Here is a 14,005-nt window from a genome sequence, read left to right as displayed (position 1 = left end):
TATCAGCTTTTATGATTTTTTTCAATAGTTATTCAACAAAAAGTATAAAAATACTATTCTTTTCTCTCTTGTTGCCCGCTTATGCTTTTTTGTAAAATAAAAGGAAGAAAGCGAGGGAGAGAGATGAACGCTTACTTTATCCATGATCAGCGGCTCGGTATTTCGTTGCCTTCACTTGATAAAGAGTGGGAAGAATATAGCGAAAAAGAGCAGCACGAAATCTTATTGGAATGGGAAAAAATCCGCGGAACAATCCCTGATCGGATCGCTGAACTCGAACAAATCATCAATCATAAGCAGGAGCAATTAAGCGATGAAAATAATTTTACCCGTTCATGCCAGCTTAACTTTGAAATTGCCGAGCTTGCTTCTGTCATTAATGACTTATGGATTTGGTATCGAATGAACCAAACGGTATCAAAGCAGGTGCATCAATAAAAGAACGAATCGGAGAGACAGAAACATTCATCCCTCTCCATTTTTTTATTTTTGTAAAATATATTGAATATTTTTTTTTTTCATATTATTATTTGTATATTAACTTTCACTAATTGAAGCAACAGAGGGGGATTTATATGGAAAAGACGGCATCATACACTTCGCTAATCGAATCTTTTTCTTGGGATGATGTATTTAAGCATTATGATTGGAATCCGAAGGAATACTTTAACGTCGCCCATGAAGTTTGCGACCGCTACGCAGGCGATCCGCAACGCATTGCATTATTTTATGAAAACCATTCGGGAGAAAAGCGAATCATTACATATGAAGAGCTTCGCAACTGGTCCAATCAAATGGCCAATGTCTTTCGCAAAATCGGGATTAAAAAAGGGGATCGGGTTTGCGCGCTTTTGCCAAAAAACCCTGCATTAGTCGTCTACATTCTCGCTGCTTGGAAAGTTGGCGCCGTTTATGTGCCGTTATTTACTGCCTTCGGTCCGCAAGCGGTCGAATATCGGATTAATAATTGTGAGGCAAAGGCGATCCTAACGAATCGAGAACAGCGGGCAAAGCTGCCGACAAAAGATAAGGCGCCTACACTTGAGCACATCTTTGTCATAGATGGCCCTACTGAACCTCATGATTGGGATTTTTGGGAAACGCTTTCAAAAGAATCTAGCGATCATGTAACGGAAAAAATGACAGTCAACGATTTATTAGCGATTCAATATACTTCCGGCTCTACTGGAATGCCAAAAGGAGCGATGTGGACACACAACCTTTTAATCAATATCTATCCGTATATGCGCTATGCTGTCGATTTACGGGATGACGATATTTTTCTAGGAGGAGCTGACCCTGGCTGGGCCTATGGTCTAATCTTTTGCACCTTTGCACCAATGTGCTTCGGCGTGCCAATCGTCCTATATGAAGGGCCGTTCAAGGCAGAAACATATTACGAATTAATGGAAAAATACGGTGTTACCAATTTCGCATTTGCACCGACCGCTTATCGAGCGATGGTAGCGGCTGGAGAAGAACTAATCACAAAGTATGATATTCGTGTCCGTGCGATGAGTTCTGCCGGTGAGCCGCTCAATCCTGAAGTCATCCGCTTCTTCCAAAAAAATTTAGGGGTCACCGTTCATGATCACTACGGATTGTCTGAAACATTGATGCTCATTGGCAACTTCAACTCTCTCGATATGGACATATTGCCGGGATCGATGGGCTGGGCGCTGCCGGGATTTGAAGTGGCCTTGCTTGACGATCAAGGACAAGAAGTACCAACGGGTGAAGTAGGACAAATTGCGTTTCATACCCATTCGATTCCAAATGTTTTCCACGGTTACTGGAAAGATCCTGAAAAAACGGCGCAAAGAATGATCGGTGATTGGTTCCTGACTGGAGATTTGGCGCTGAAGGATGAAAATGGATACTTTTGGTTCCAAGGGAGAGCAGATGATATCATTTCCAGTGCCGGATACCGCATCGGGCCCTTCGAGGTCGAAAGCTCGCTGATCGAGCATCCAGCTGTGGTAGAAGCAGCTGTTGTTGGAAAGCCCGACCCGCTTAAAGGAGAGATTGTAAAAGCCTTCGTTGTATTGGCAAATGCATATGAACCTACCAAAGAATTGGCCGAAGAATTATCTTTATTTGTTAAAAATCGCTTATCTAAACATGAATACCCGCGCGAAGTGGAGTTTGTAGCAGAACTTCCTAAAACATCAAGCGGAAAAATCCAACGCTTCATCCTTCGCAACCAAGAAATAGAAAAACAAAAAAACGCTTAATCAGATAAAAAGGGGCGTCTATAAGCTGGAGAATCGGCTTATAGACGCCCTTTTATCTTTTTATGATTTTCCACTTTCATAGATGTTGATTTTCTGGACAGCCCATCGCGGTGATAGCAAAATCGAACTGCCTAAGATAAACAAGTGAGGCAAAAGAAGCAGGATCAAAGCATTTATCGACAGTCTGAGCGCCCGCTTCAGTGAATAAGCACGTTTTTTCTCATGCATCCTTTCTTATTTCCCTGACAACATGCGGCAATTCCGGCAATATTAATTTCGTCATCGCCAGACGAACAGCTCCCGTCGAGCCCGGCGTCGCAAAAATGGCTGTATCATTTGCCACTCCGGCGATGGCGCGTGACAGCATAGCGGCAGACCCGATATCTTCGGTGTAGCTGAGCATCCGAAACAATTCGCCAAAACCAACGATTTCTTTATCAAGAATTTCTTTCATCGTCTCAATCGTCACATCGCGCTTGGCGATTCCTGTTCCGCCGTTTGTCAAAACGACGTCGATCTCCGGATGCCGGCACCCGGCTAAGACCGCTTGGCGAATCTCTTCTTTTGTGTCTTTGACGATTTCATAATCCACGATCTCATGTCCAGCTCCTTGAAGCAGCTCAAACATCGCTTTTCCGCTCTTATCTGTCTCCATAGTTCTTGTATCACTGATCGTAATAATTTTGCATTTTACCACTTTCGGTGCTTCCTGTTTATGCTCAAATACAGCCATAACAAACTCCTTTCTTTTTTATCACTTCTAGCATTCGGCTTATAGCTCATGCGGTTGAAAAAACGAGTGGTTTTTTCTAAGTGTGATAAGATGGAACACGAAACCATATCGCATGCTCAGTCTAAGAGATTCATGACACTTGCAATCAATCCAGCTCATTCACTTCCGTTCATCAGTCCCCTAGACTAGTATCCACAAAATGGAATCATCCATAAAAAATCTTTGCTATCCTTTGGTACTAGCCAACCATTCCTTTATATTCTCCATCATATCATTCAAAATCCTTTTTCCTAAGGGCTATGTTATAGTGGGAGAAACAATTTTTAGGATGACACGGTTCCAAAGCAGCAAAAAGTGAACGACAAACCTTTCCTTTTCATTCATAATAGCCATATTGTCCATAAAGGAAGGATTGCGGGTAATGAAAACAGCTACGATTGTAAATCAGCTGTTTCTCAATTAATGTCTATATTGAAAAAAGCCAGACGTTAACGTCTGGCTTTTTTCTTATACATAGGCAATATCCGCTAAGCGAACAACATCGCGAGCGATCATGACCTCTTCATTCGTTGGAATGACTAATACTTTTACTGGAGAGTGAGGATAGCTGATAAACGCTTCTTTACCGCGCACTTTATTGAGCGACGGATCCCAGTAAACGCCCATAAATTCAAGGCCGCGCAATACTTTTGCCCGCACGACATCACTGTTTTCACCAATTCCCGCTGTAAAAATGATGGCGTCCACACCGCACATGCGAGCCGCATAGGAACCAATATACTTGTGAATGCGATTGGCAAACACTTCAAGAGCAAGCTCAGCCCGTTCGTTTCCTTCCGCCGCAGCCTTTTCAATATCGCGCAAATCGCTTGAAAAACCGGAAACTCCAAGCATTCCACTTCTTTTATTTAAAACATCGATCACTTCTTCAGCAGTCTTTCCTGTTTTCTCCATGATATAAGGAATAAGCGCTGGATCAATATTTCCAGAACGAGTTCCCATCGCTACCCCTGCCAACGGTGTAAAGCCCATCGATGTATCAATCGATTTTCCGCCTTCTACCGCTGCAATGCTCGCTCCGTTTCCAAGATGGCAGGAGATTAAACGAAGCTGCTCAATTGGACGGCCCAGCAGTTCAGCTGCCCGCTGCGTCACATACTTGTGAGATGTCCCGTGAAAGCCATATTTCCGAATTCCAAATTTCGTATAATATTCATATGGCAGGCTGTATAAAAACGACTGCTCTGGCATCGTCTGATGAAATGCCGTATCGAACACCGCTACTGCTGGGACGTTTGGAAGTATTTCTTTAAATGCTTTCACACCAATAATATTCGCTGGGTTATGCAAAGGCGCAAGCTCGGATAACTCTTCAATTTCCTTTAGCACTTCATCCGTGATTAAAACAGAATCGCTGAACTTTTCGCCGCCATGAACAATGCGGTGGCCTATTCCGTCGATTTCTTCAAATGAGTGAATGATCTCGAAACGAATGAGTTTATCAAGCAGCATTTTAACAGCAACGGCATGATCAGGAATTGGTGTGACCTCCTGCACCTTTTCTCCGTTTACTGTAATGGTAAACGCGGCATCTTCAAAGCCGATTCGCTCGACTAATCCTTTCGTTAATACGGTTTCGCTAGGCATATCAAACAATTGAAATTTCAATGATGAGCTGCCTGCGTTAATCGCAATAATTTTCGACATCTCCGATAAACAACTCCCTTATATTCAGAAAATAGTCCTTTGTTACTTGATAATAAAGAATGAATACAGATGAATTCTTCTCCATTTTACGATTCGTTCAACTATAGTTTCAAGCATTTCTCATGATTGTAATCGTTTGCAGAAAATATGTTTTTATATTCCTAAAATTTTAAATTGAAGCACGCGATGATATGCTTGGTAGGTGTCGTCCGAACCATCTCCGTGCTATTTAAGCCATTTCTCTCTGGACGGTGGAAGCAGCATCCATTCTATGATGGATCAACCATAAAAAAACGCCCGGATCGCGCTTCCGAGCGTTTGTCATAAGCTTCATATTTGGCAAATACACATTCACAACGGCTGGCCTTTTCCTTTCGTCACGCGGCTGCGTGACGAAGGTGGAACAAGACACAAGACTGCTTTCAGACTCATTCATGGTTCTGTGAAGTGGACTTATTCAGCCGCCCCACCTTCGAAATTGGATCACCTGCCATCAAGCTGGAACGCGCCATGCTCAACTAGCATCACTTGTATGGATGATCGAATTTTTATAGCCCCTGCTTTTCTGTTGTGAACCATTCGTCGATTTTATGCATCATTCCCTGCATCGCCTGCTTATTTGAAAAGCTAGGAAGCTCAGCAAGCAAGGCTTTTTTAGGAGGCTTTACGCTGCTGCCTTTCTTTTGCAAAATAAAAATGCTTTTGGCCGCCTGCTCATTTTTGAACATCGAAAGCGGGAGCTGCAACAATCCTTGTACTACCGTGTATTCTTTCACAAACGAATGGAGCTTGTCCGCTTGATCGCTAGTAAACAACGAATTGGGAATTAAGAAAAATAAATAGCCTCCTTCTTTCGTATAAGAAACGCTTTGCTCAATAAATAAATGGTGGGCATACGAATGCCCCTTTTCTGCTTTCAATATAAAGCGTGAGGCATTATCATCATTTGGATAATAGCCAATAGGCAAGTCGCACACAACCACATCCACCGGTTCAACAAACAGCGGCTGCAGGCTGTCTTGATTAAAAAAGTGGATCGAATGCTTTTGCAAATTTGCGTTGACATAAGCCACCTTCATCAGTAAATCGTCAATGTCGCCCCCATAACTTTTTACTTGTTTTTCTGGCAGATGGTTCAGCACGGCTGTCAGCAAATTCGCGGTTCCAACCGCAGGATCGAAAATCGTAAACGCAAAGTAGCGGTTCATAAATTTGCCGACTAAATAGCTGAGGAATAAGCTAACAGCGTCTGGAGTCATTTGATGATGGGGCTGCGTATGTTCCTTCATTCCTTTTAATACAGCGAGCTGAAAGGCTTTACGAATTTCTTCATTTGTGAAGCGTTCGAGCTGAATTTGCCGATATTCGTTTTTCAATCGCTTCCTATTCAGTTCGCTAACTTCTTCCTGCAGAACATCGCCATAAAAAAAATTTTCTCCTGTTTCTGCTACAGCTTCTAAGTATGTACACCGCAGCTCTTCCTGCAAAATAACCGCTGTCTGATCGAACAGCGAAAACAAGCGTTCAATTGGTGAATGCATCATTGTTCCCCCTCTTTTATGGGTATCTAATCTTTTATTGTATGAGCGATCGTTTTTCTTTGCAATGAAAAAGACCCCGAAAGCCAATCGAGGTCTTTTCTTCTCTTCATTATTTTGCTGCTTTAGCTGCTTCAATAGCCGCTTCATAGTTCGGGTGGTTGGTTGCTTCTGAAACATACTCGACGTATGTGACCGTGTCGCTGCTGTCAACAACGAATACGGCCCGAGCAAGCAAGCGCAATTCTTTAATTAACACACCGTATGCTTGGCCAAACGAAGCATCGCGATGATCGGAGAGCACTTGAACATTCTCAATGCCGTTGGCTCCGCACCAGCGCTTTTGAGCAAATGGTAAGTCAACACTGATCGTCAACACTTTGACGTTATCTAACTTTGCCGCTTCTTCGTTAAAACGGCGCGTTTGCGCATCGCATACACCTGTATCAATGGATGGAATAACGCTGATGAGGCGAACAGAGCCTTTCGTATCCGAGAGCGTCACTTCAGATAAATCATTTGCCAAAACTTTAAAATCTGGAGCTTTGTCGCCCACTTTCACTTCATTCCCGATAAGCGTAACCGGATTTCCTTTAAATGTGATGTTGGCCATAAAAATTCCTCCCGTAAAAGTATGTATAGCGTAATCATACCGGGAATGAGAAAATTTTTCAACGATTTTGATTTCAATTAAATCCCTAAATCGTTTTTCCGTACTTCATGTCTTTCCTCTTCTTCCTTATTTCTTCGCAGCATATGTTGAATTTTCTCAATAACCTGTGGAGCGAAATCGAGAATTTTTTCATACAAATGTGTATTTTCATCAAGATGAAGCAGCTTCACCCCAGAAGAGTTAACAACTAAAAACGCGATCGGAGTAATGGAGACTCCACCGCCACTTCCTCCTCCAAACGGATGCTCTTCGTTTGGCTTTCCGTTAGCAGACGAAACAGCTGTATTTGTGCCGTTTTGCTTCCCTTCAAGCATAAATTCGCTTCCGCCAGCGGCAAATCCAAATCCTACTTTTGAAACGGTCAAAATAACGCTTCCGTCTGGCGTTTCTACAGGATCGCCAATGATCGTATTCACATCAATCATTTGCTTTAAGTTTTCCATTGCTGTTGTCATTAATCCTTGGATTGGATGGTTGCTCATATACAAACTCCTCCTACTAGTAGCTTTCATTTGCCTGACGGCTGACGAATGATTTTAGTTTTAAACGATTACCGCGCCAATATTTCAAAATTCGTATTCCTGCTAACATAGCATACCCGATTCGAAAATGAATCATACATGTGATTTTTGTCTCTGAAACAGCTTTTTGGAATGAAGGAGTAATGGAGAGAAGCGGCTTTGTTTTTAATTTCATAAATTTGCTAACAAGTGCAACAACTCCATATTTCAACGTCCAGCCGATTCCGACAGCGATTCCCGTTTGCGCGGCATCACCTGTCCCGATGTTTGTACTCCATTCCAGCTTCGTCACCGACACACGGGCCATAAATTTTCGAATAATGACATGCAAATGGATGACGTGCCGGGCAAAGTCTCTTGTTTCTTTAAAACTATGAATAATTTCGCGCGGATCATATTTTTTTCTTTTTGCCGGGCTTTCGGAACGATGGTTCAGCTTCTCTTTATGCAAAAAAACGATTCCCGGGGATGACTCATCCACTTTAATTAAAGGAATAAGAATGGTATAGCGAATAAGTCCAAAAAATGTTTTGAATATAATCCGGCATTCATCATTATCTTGCGCATGTTGAAACAGAATCGTTATGGACAGCTTCATAAACAGAAGAATCAGCAAAAAAAGGATAATGATAGAGATGATGATGATAGCTATCACGATTCGCACTCCCTTTCATCCTATCATTGTCACCATATTGCAAAAAAATAAACCTGCTTGCGCAGGTTACTCATGAATAACGGTCGTATCAGCAATTTGATCATGCAAACCTTGTTTTTTCTTAGAGAACGCCACAAAAAGAAAGCCGATAAATAAAATAAACTTAGAAATAAACTTGCCGACAACTTCACGAAATAAGACCGTTAGCCATGTTAAAGGCCGATCGTTTAAATTCGCCACTTTCAAGCCGAAAACCATCTTTCCCAATGTTTGTTGAAAATATTTCGTCATGAGCACAAAATAAGCATAAAACGTCACAGCTGTAGCTACAGCGATCGGAGAAAACATACTTGTTTCCTCTGATGAAAGATGAAGCCATTGAAAAAAAGGGTACACAATCAAACGATTAATGCTTCCTATAATAAGCAAATCAAATAAATAAGCCCAAAAACGCATCCAAAATCCAGCATAGCGGATGATCGGAACAGTTGCCATGACCGCTTCTTCTTCAAGGTGGGCATTTTCTTCTACCATCACTTTCCCTCCTCCTACTCCACATATAAATACATCAGGCGCGGCGATTTCGGTTTTGAAAACAATTGGACAAGTTCAAGCTCTTCAACATGATTGGATGTGAAGGCCGGTGCCAGCATGTGAAATAGCGATGCGAGGCCAGCATTATTTGTATATTTTATAACTTGTGCTCCTTGTAAATGGTAATCCCTTTTCATGGCTGCAATTGTGTCATCTAAGTACCCAAATTCATCAATCAGCTTTAACTGTTTAGCTTGGCGACCATCGTAAATGCGGCCATCTGCAATTTTACGCACCTCATCTTCCGAAAGATGTCTGCCTTCGGAGATGACTTTGACAAACCCGTCATAAGAATTGTTAATAAGCGACTGTAAAATTTTCTGTTCTTCTTCTGTCATTTTCCGAGACGGGCTCATAATATCTTTGTAAGGTCCGCTTTTGATCGTTACAAACTCCACTCCATATTTTTTTGCCAACTCTTCATAATTCACATTTTGCATAATAACCCCGAGCGAACCTGTCATGGTTTCAGGACTTGCGAAAATTTTATCCACTGCCGTAGAGATATAGTATCCTCCTGAAGCAGCCATCGCTCCCATCGATACATAAACCGGTTTTTTCGTTTCTTTCCTTAATTTCAGAAGCTGGTCATGAATTTCTGCGCTTTCTACCACTCCGCCGCCTGGCGAGTTGACACGCAGCACGATCGCTTTCACTGTCTCATCCTCTTTAGCCTGCTCAATCATTTGCAAAAAACTGCGATGATCGTAGCCTGCTGAAGAAAATAAAGAGCTTGCTGTATCTCCTTCTTCAATAACCCCATTTACTTCCAGTACCACAATTTTCTTCGCTGTATTTCCTTCCTCCAGCACTTCTTCCTCAAAATTTTGATTGCTTAAAGCCAGCCATTCTTCTGACCATTTCCCTACATCCTTAGTCATAAATGATGTAATTACGCTGACTAGCGATGAAATAACAAATAGAACAACAGCGATCGCCAAAGCGATCCATCGCTTGCGGTTCATCTTCATTCCCCCTTTACAAATCATTTTTTTCATAAAGAAATAAGTGGTAAACTATATGTACGATTTATTTATTTTACCATAATTATCGATGAACTAAAATATGGCAAACTGGAGGATGGATGATGGAACAAAGGCGAAATCACTTGTACTTTTTCTATAAACACGATGAACAACTGAAGAAGCAAGTTGAACCTCTGATCAAAATTGCAGAACAAAATCATTTCGTTGTAGTGGATGACCATCGAAAAGCAAATATCATTGTCAGTATTGGGGATGACGGCTCGTTTCTTCAAGCGGTACGACAAAGCGGATTTCGGGATGACTGTTTATATGCCGGCATTTCTACTCTGCCATCACGTGGGTTTTATTGCGATTTTCATATCGACGATACAGACCATATGGTGGAAGCGATGACGCATGAGCAAATTGAGGTGCGTAAATATCCTATTATTCAAGTAACCATTGATGATACAGCATCCTTTTTTTGCTTAAATGAATGCTCTATCCGTTCCGGAATTATTAAAACATTTGTGATGGATGTATTTATTGACGATTTGCATTTTGAAACGTTTCGGGGCGATGGAATCATTGTCGCGACTCCGACAGGAAGCACTGCTTACAATAAGTCCGTCAATGGAGCGGTCGTTGATCCTCTTCTGCCGTGCATTCAAGTCAGCGAACTTGCTTCATTGAATAATAATCGCTACCGCACGCTAGGTTCTTCTTTTATTTTAAGCGGTCAACGAAAATTAACATTAAAAATCTCTCCAGATGGAAACCATTATCCTATCATTGGCATGGATAATGAAGCGTTAAGCATTCAACATATTGAAAAGATTGAAATTTCTTTAAGCAGCCGCATCGTGAAAACGGTTCGTTTAAAAGATAATTCATTCTGGGAAAAAGTGAAACGAACATTTCTTTAAGCATAAAATCACCTTGCTGTAAAAAACGTTTTTGTCGTTGACAAAATCGTTTTTCAGCAGTCTGAAAAGGCTGATCTCATTTTTGAGATCAGCCTTTTTATTGAAAATGCTTTATCTTTCTTCAAAAGATCGATCTGTTGATGTCGAGCTGCTTCGCTATTTTTGCTGTGCTAGCTTCATTTCCCGCTCCCGTAGTTCAACACGGCGAATTTTTCCGGACGTCGTTTTAGGCAATTCTTCAATAAACTCAATTTTGCGAGGATACTTATATGGTGCGGTTAGTTGCTTAACATGCTCCTGCAAAGCTGGAATAAGCGACGGATCGCTCGCATCCACGCCTTCACGCAGCACAATAAACGCCTTCACGACATGTCCGCGTATCTCGTCTGGGCTGGCAACAACAGCGCACTCTTTGACAGCTGGATGCTTAACAAGCGCGTCTTCCACTTCAAAAGGTCCAATCGTATAGCCCGAGCTGATAATAATATCGTCACCGCGGCCTTCAAACCAAAAGTAACCGTCCTCATCCTTTTTCGCTTTGTCTCCCGTAATGTAATAATCGCCGCGAAACTGCATGGCTGTCCGTTCAGGATCTTTATAATAATGCTTAAACAGAGCCGGTGTTTCAATATGAACCGCAATATCTCCTACTTCTCCAACTTGACAAGGCTCCCCATTTTCATTAACAATCTCGACACGATTCCCCGGTGTCGGTTTTCCCATGGAACCTGGCTTTATTTCCATTCCCTTCATCACACCAACAAGCAGCGTATTCTCTGTTTGTCCATATCCGTCGCGTACTTGTATGTTAAAATGCTTGGCAAATGTATCAATCACTTCCCGATTTAACGGTTCTCCAGCAGATACGGCACTATGCAAGTGCGGCAACTGATACTGGCCGATTGTCGGCACTTTTGCCATTAAGCGATATTCCGTTGGCGTACAGCAAAGAACATTGACTTCATATTTGCTTAAAAGCTGCAAATACTTTTCTGGCTCAAATCGTCCGTAATAGACAAATCCCGTTGCTCCTGAACCGAGCACCGATAAAAACGGGCTCCAAATCCATTTTTGCCATCCAGGTCCTGCCGTCGCCCAAACAACATCATTCTCTTCAATACATAGCCAGTTCTTTGCTGCCGTACGTAAATGGGCATAAGCCCAGCCGTGCGTATGGACAACCCCTTTTGGATTTCCTGTTGTCCCCGACGTATACGATAAAAATGCCATATCGTCACGAGACGTATTGGCTGCGAATAATTCACCGCTTTGCGATTCGCTTAATTTCATCAAATGAATCCAGCCTTCCTCTTCGCGATCGCCAATGACAAATTTCAAAATGCCGTCCATATGTTGAATGGACCCAAACTGTTGGACATATGGTTCATAAACGATCACAGCCTTAACCTCTCCATGTGACATACGATACTGCAAATCTTTTGTGCGCAACATTTCTGAACTTGGAATAACGACGGCCCCAATTTTTAATGCTGCTAAATAAGCTTCATACGCTTCAATTAAGCGCGGTACCATAATCAAAACCTTATCTCCTTGATGAAGACCCGCAGAAAGTAAAGCGTTTCCAATTTGATTCGTTCTTTTGAGAAGCTCCTCATACGTAATTTCCTTTTTATGCCCTTCTTCATTCTCCCATTTTAACGCGATTCTCTCAGGAGCTCGCTTGGCGTGTGCCTCAATTTCAGAAGTTAAATTATATTGCTTAGGCGCAATTAAATCTTCACGGTTCATTCTCCTCATCCCCCCACTTCTTTTCTCAAAGTAAATTATACAAAAAAATTAGAATTTTTTGAATAATTTTTTGAAATAATAAAGGCGGGAAAAATTCCCGCCTTCATAGCCATAATATTTAATTAAAATTGAGTAGGGTGTGCTCCACTTAATTGTTGTTGCGCCATAGCAACAAGACGTTTTGTAATTTCTCCACCAACAGAACCGTTAGCACGAGAAGTTGTGTCAGCACCAAGATTTACGCCAAATTCTTGAGCGATTTCATATTTCATTTGATCAAGAGCTTGTTGAGCTCCAGCCACTAACAATTGATTAGAGTTGTTATTGCGTGCCATGTGTTTTCACCTCCCTTGTATCTATAGAGTGTGTGAAAACACAGCGAATCATGCGTTTAGATTTTTGGTAATTTTTATATACAAATCCTATGATATGCACATGTTATATATGAACCTCCCCCACCTACGCTTGGTTTAGAGATGGAAGACTTCTTGGAGGAGTATGTTAAAATAAGTTCTCAAACTCATCAGCTGACGTAAATGCCTCATCAATGACCCATGTTTCTGTGTTGGCGACCGCCGTTTCAATAAGTGGCTCTAAATCGATAAAGCTTTCATAGTAAGCCACTTTTTCTCGCTTCGGTCTTGTTTTTGGTGAGCTTGGAGTAAAAATGGTGCAGCAATCCTCATACGGCAAAATAGAAATATCATGTGTATCAATTTTTCTCGCTAGTTCAATAATTTCCGTTTTATCCATTGAAACGAGCGGCCGAAGCACAGGCGTTGTTGTCATATCATTGATGACAAACATGCTTTCAAGCGTTTGGCTTGCTACTTGGCCAAGGCTTTCCCCCGTCACAATCGCTAAGCCATTATGTTTTTTTCGCAATAAATCGGTGATTTTTAGCATCATTCTTCTTGATGAAATAAGCGAATAACCATCTGGTACTTGGCGATGGATGGTCTGCTGGATATCTGTAAACGGAACGATATGCAGCTTGATTTTGCCGCCAAACTTCGTGAGTTTTTTAACTAAATCAATCACTTTTTGCTTGGCTCGTTCACTTGTAAACGGCGGGCTGAAAAAATGGACGGCTTCAATTTCTAGCCCCCTCTTCATCGCTAAGTACCCGGCAACTGGACTGTCAATTCCTCCTGATAACATGAGCATGGCTTTTCCGCTCGTGCCCACTGGAAGACCGCCCGCTCCCGGAACATCATGACATGTTACATACGTTCCATCTTTTCGTACTTCCACGCGAACATGAATGTCTGGCTGATGAACGTTCACCGTCAAATTTTGCGTATTTCGCAAAATGTGGCTGCCAATTTCATAGTTAAGCTCGCTGCTTCCGACTGGAAACTGTTTATCCACTCGTTTAGCACTTACCTTAAACGTTTTTCCTTCATATTCATTTTGTTGAACAGCCGTTAATGCCGCTTCTCGAATCTGCTGGATATCATTTTCGCATTTGATGGCTAAGCTGAAGGATTGAATTCCAAATACCGTTTTTAGCTGTTCCATAACCTTTTCATGTGGTTCACCATTCAATAAAATGTACATCCGGTCTCTCATGTATTCAATTTTTATATTTGAAAATGAGGCTAATTTTTTAGCAATATTTTGCTTCAAACGGACAACGAAACGATTGCGGTTTTTCCCCTTTGTCGACATTTCTCCGTAGCGGATTAAAATACGATCATATTTCATGTT

General features: G+C 41.8%; 14 protein-coding genes. 3 read left to right on the top strand and 11 right to left on the bottom strand.

Annotation, left to right across the window (positions count from 1 at the left end):
- Window positions 1–123 precede the first annotated feature (123 nt).
- Both GGQ95_RS06580 and GGQ95_RS06575 read left to right on the top strand, forming a co-directional pair.
- Window positions 124–438: a hypothetical protein gene (locus GGQ95_RS06580; RefSeq protein ID WP_044745931.1), complete on the top strand. Its 315-nt coding sequence runs from the start codon at window positions 124–126 to the stop codon at window positions 436–438.
- 137 nt (window positions 439–575) lie between these two features.
- Window positions 576–2,234 carry an acetate--CoA ligase gene (locus tag GGQ95_RS06575; RefSeq protein WP_044745930.1) on the top strand — a complete coding sequence of 553 codons (1,659 nt, stop codon included), beginning with the start codon at window positions 576–578 and terminating at the stop codon, window positions 2,232–2,234.
- A gap of 220 nt (window positions 2,235–2,454) precedes the next feature.
- Here the strand turns inward: GGQ95_RS06575 and GGQ95_RS06570 are convergent, their stop codons facing one another.
- From GGQ95_RS06570 to sppA, 8 genes are all read right to left on the bottom strand, one after another.
- Entirely contained in the window at window positions 2,455–2,967 is a 513-nt protein-coding gene (locus GGQ95_RS06570) for a MogA/MoaB family molybdenum cofactor biosynthesis protein (protein WP_044745929.1), read from the bottom strand.
- Window positions 2,968–3,474: 507 nt separating this feature from the next.
- Complete coding sequence (locus GGQ95_RS06565; RefSeq protein ID WP_066146456.1) at window positions 3,475–4,674, bottom strand: acetate kinase; 1,200 nt, start codon at window positions 4,672–4,674, stop codon at window positions 3,475–3,477.
- A 548-nt stretch (window positions 4,675–5,222) separates the two neighbouring features.
- Window positions 5,223–6,215 carry a class I SAM-dependent methyltransferase gene (locus tag GGQ95_RS06560; protein WP_066146462.1) on the bottom strand — a complete coding sequence of 331 codons (993 nt, stop codon included), beginning with the start codon at window positions 6,213–6,215 and terminating at the stop codon, window positions 5,223–5,225.
- A gap of 109 nt (window positions 6,216–6,324) precedes the next feature.
- On the bottom strand, window positions 6,325–6,825 hold the full coding sequence (gene tpx, locus GGQ95_RS06555; protein WP_080862062.1) for a thiol peroxidase: 501 nt from the start codon (window positions 6,823–6,825) through the stop codon (window positions 6,325–6,327).
- 77 nt (window positions 6,826–6,902) lie between these two features.
- Window positions 6,903–7,367, bottom strand: coding sequence for a GerW family sporulation protein (ytfJ, locus tag GGQ95_RS06550; protein ID WP_044745925.1), 465 nt, complete (start codon window positions 7,365–7,367; stop codon window positions 6,903–6,905).
- A 16-nt stretch (window positions 7,368–7,383) separates the two neighbouring features.
- On the bottom strand, window positions 7,384–8,070 hold the full coding sequence (locus GGQ95_RS06545) for a DUF2953 domain-containing protein (protein ID WP_231734579.1): 687 nt from the start codon (window positions 8,068–8,070) through the stop codon (window positions 7,384–7,386).
- A 57-nt stretch (window positions 8,071–8,127) separates the two neighbouring features.
- Window positions 8,128–8,556, bottom strand: coding sequence for an RDD family protein (locus GGQ95_RS06540; protein WP_369815484.1), 429 nt, complete (start codon window positions 8,554–8,556; stop codon window positions 8,128–8,130).
- 53 nt (window positions 8,557–8,609) lie between these two features.
- Window positions 8,610–9,620 carry a signal peptide peptidase SppA gene (sppA, locus tag GGQ95_RS06535; RefSeq protein ID WP_183186511.1) on the bottom strand — a complete coding sequence of 337 codons (1,011 nt, stop codon included), beginning with the start codon at window positions 9,618–9,620 and terminating at the stop codon, window positions 8,610–8,612.
- Window positions 9,621–9,742: 122 nt separating this feature from the next.
- Here sppA and GGQ95_RS06530 point away from each other — a divergent pair, with 122 nt between their 5' ends.
- The gene (locus GGQ95_RS06530; RefSeq protein ID WP_044745922.1) at window positions 9,743–10,546 is read left to right on the top strand and encodes an NAD kinase; all 804 of its coding nucleotides are present in this window, start codon (window positions 9,743–9,745) and stop codon (window positions 10,544–10,546) included.
- A 156-nt stretch (window positions 10,547–10,702) separates the two neighbouring features.
- Here the strand turns inward: GGQ95_RS06530 and mbcS are convergent, their stop codons facing one another.
- The 3 genes from mbcS to thiI all read right to left on the bottom strand — a co-directional run bounded on the left by mbcS (window position 10,703) and on the right by thiI (window position 14,002).
- Window positions 10,703–12,295, bottom strand: a complete 1,593-nt coding sequence (gene mbcS / locus GGQ95_RS06525; RefSeq protein ID WP_066146471.1) for an acyl-CoA synthetase MbcS — start codon at window positions 12,293–12,295, stop codon at window positions 10,703–10,705.
- Between the two features lie 122 nt (window positions 12,296–12,417).
- Window positions 12,418–12,630: an alpha/beta-type small acid-soluble spore protein gene (locus GGQ95_RS06520; RefSeq protein WP_044745920.1), complete on the bottom strand. Its 213-nt coding sequence runs from the start codon at window positions 12,628–12,630 to the stop codon at window positions 12,418–12,420.
- A 166-nt stretch (window positions 12,631–12,796) separates the two neighbouring features.
- The gene (gene thiI, locus GGQ95_RS06515) at window positions 12,797–14,002 is read right to left on the bottom strand and encodes a tRNA uracil 4-sulfurtransferase ThiI (protein ID WP_183186510.1); all 1,206 of its coding nucleotides are present in this window, start codon (window positions 14,000–14,002) and stop codon (window positions 12,797–12,799) included.
- Window positions 14,003–14,005 lie beyond the last annotated feature (3 nt).

The organism is Anoxybacteroides rupiense (genome assembly GCF_014196195.1).
Lineage (GTDB): Bacteria > Bacillota > Bacilli > Bacillales > Anoxybacillaceae > Anoxybacteroides > Anoxybacteroides rupiense.
Note: the sequence above shows the minus strand (reverse complement) of the source record. Positions and strands in the feature narration are given on the sequence as shown.

Coding starts and splice junctions, on each gene's coding strand:
- GGQ95_RS06560 (WP_066146462.1), bottom strand. CDS start 6,215: ATGCATTCACCAATTGAACGCTTGTTTTCGCTGTTCGATCAGACAGCG.
- GGQ95_RS06570 (WP_044745929.1), bottom strand. CDS start 2,967: ATGGCTGTATTTGAGCATAAACAGGAAGCACCGAAAGTGGTAAAATGC.
- GGQ95_RS06520 (WP_044745920.1), bottom strand. CDS start 12,630: ATGGCACGCAATAACAACTCTAATCAATTGTTAGTGGCTGGAGCTCAA.
- GGQ95_RS06540 (WP_369815484.1), bottom strand. CDS start 8,556: ATGGCAACTGTTCCGATCATCCGCTATGCTGGATTTTGGATGCGTTTT.
- tpx (WP_080862062.1), bottom strand. CDS start 6,825: ATGGCCAACATCACATTTAAAGGAAATCCGGTTACGCTTATCGGGAAT.
- mbcS (WP_066146471.1), bottom strand. CDS start 12,295: ATGAACCGTGAAGATTTAATTGCGCCTAAGCAATATAATTTAACTTCT.
- GGQ95_RS06565 (WP_066146456.1), bottom strand. CDS start 4,674: ATGTCGAAAATTATTGCGATTAACGCAGGCAGCTCATCATTGAAATTT.
- sppA (WP_183186511.1), bottom strand. CDS start 9,620: ATGAACCGCAAGCGATGGATCGCTTTGGCGATCGCTGTTGTTCTATTT.
- GGQ95_RS06575 (WP_044745930.1), top strand. CDS start 576: ATGGAAAAGACGGCATCATACACTTCGCTAATCGAATCTTTTTCTTGG.
- thiI (WP_183186510.1), bottom strand. CDS start 14,002: ATGAAATATGATCGTATTTTAATCCGCTACGGAGAAATGTCGACAAAG.
- GGQ95_RS06580 (WP_044745931.1), top strand. CDS start 124: ATGAACGCTTACTTTATCCATGATCAGCGGCTCGGTATTTCGTTGCCT.
- ytfJ (WP_044745925.1), bottom strand. CDS start 7,367: ATGAGCAACCATCCAATCCAAGGATTAATGACAACAGCAATGGAAAAC.
- GGQ95_RS06530 (WP_044745922.1), top strand. CDS start 9,743: ATGGAACAAAGGCGAAATCACTTGTACTTTTTCTATAAACACGATGAA.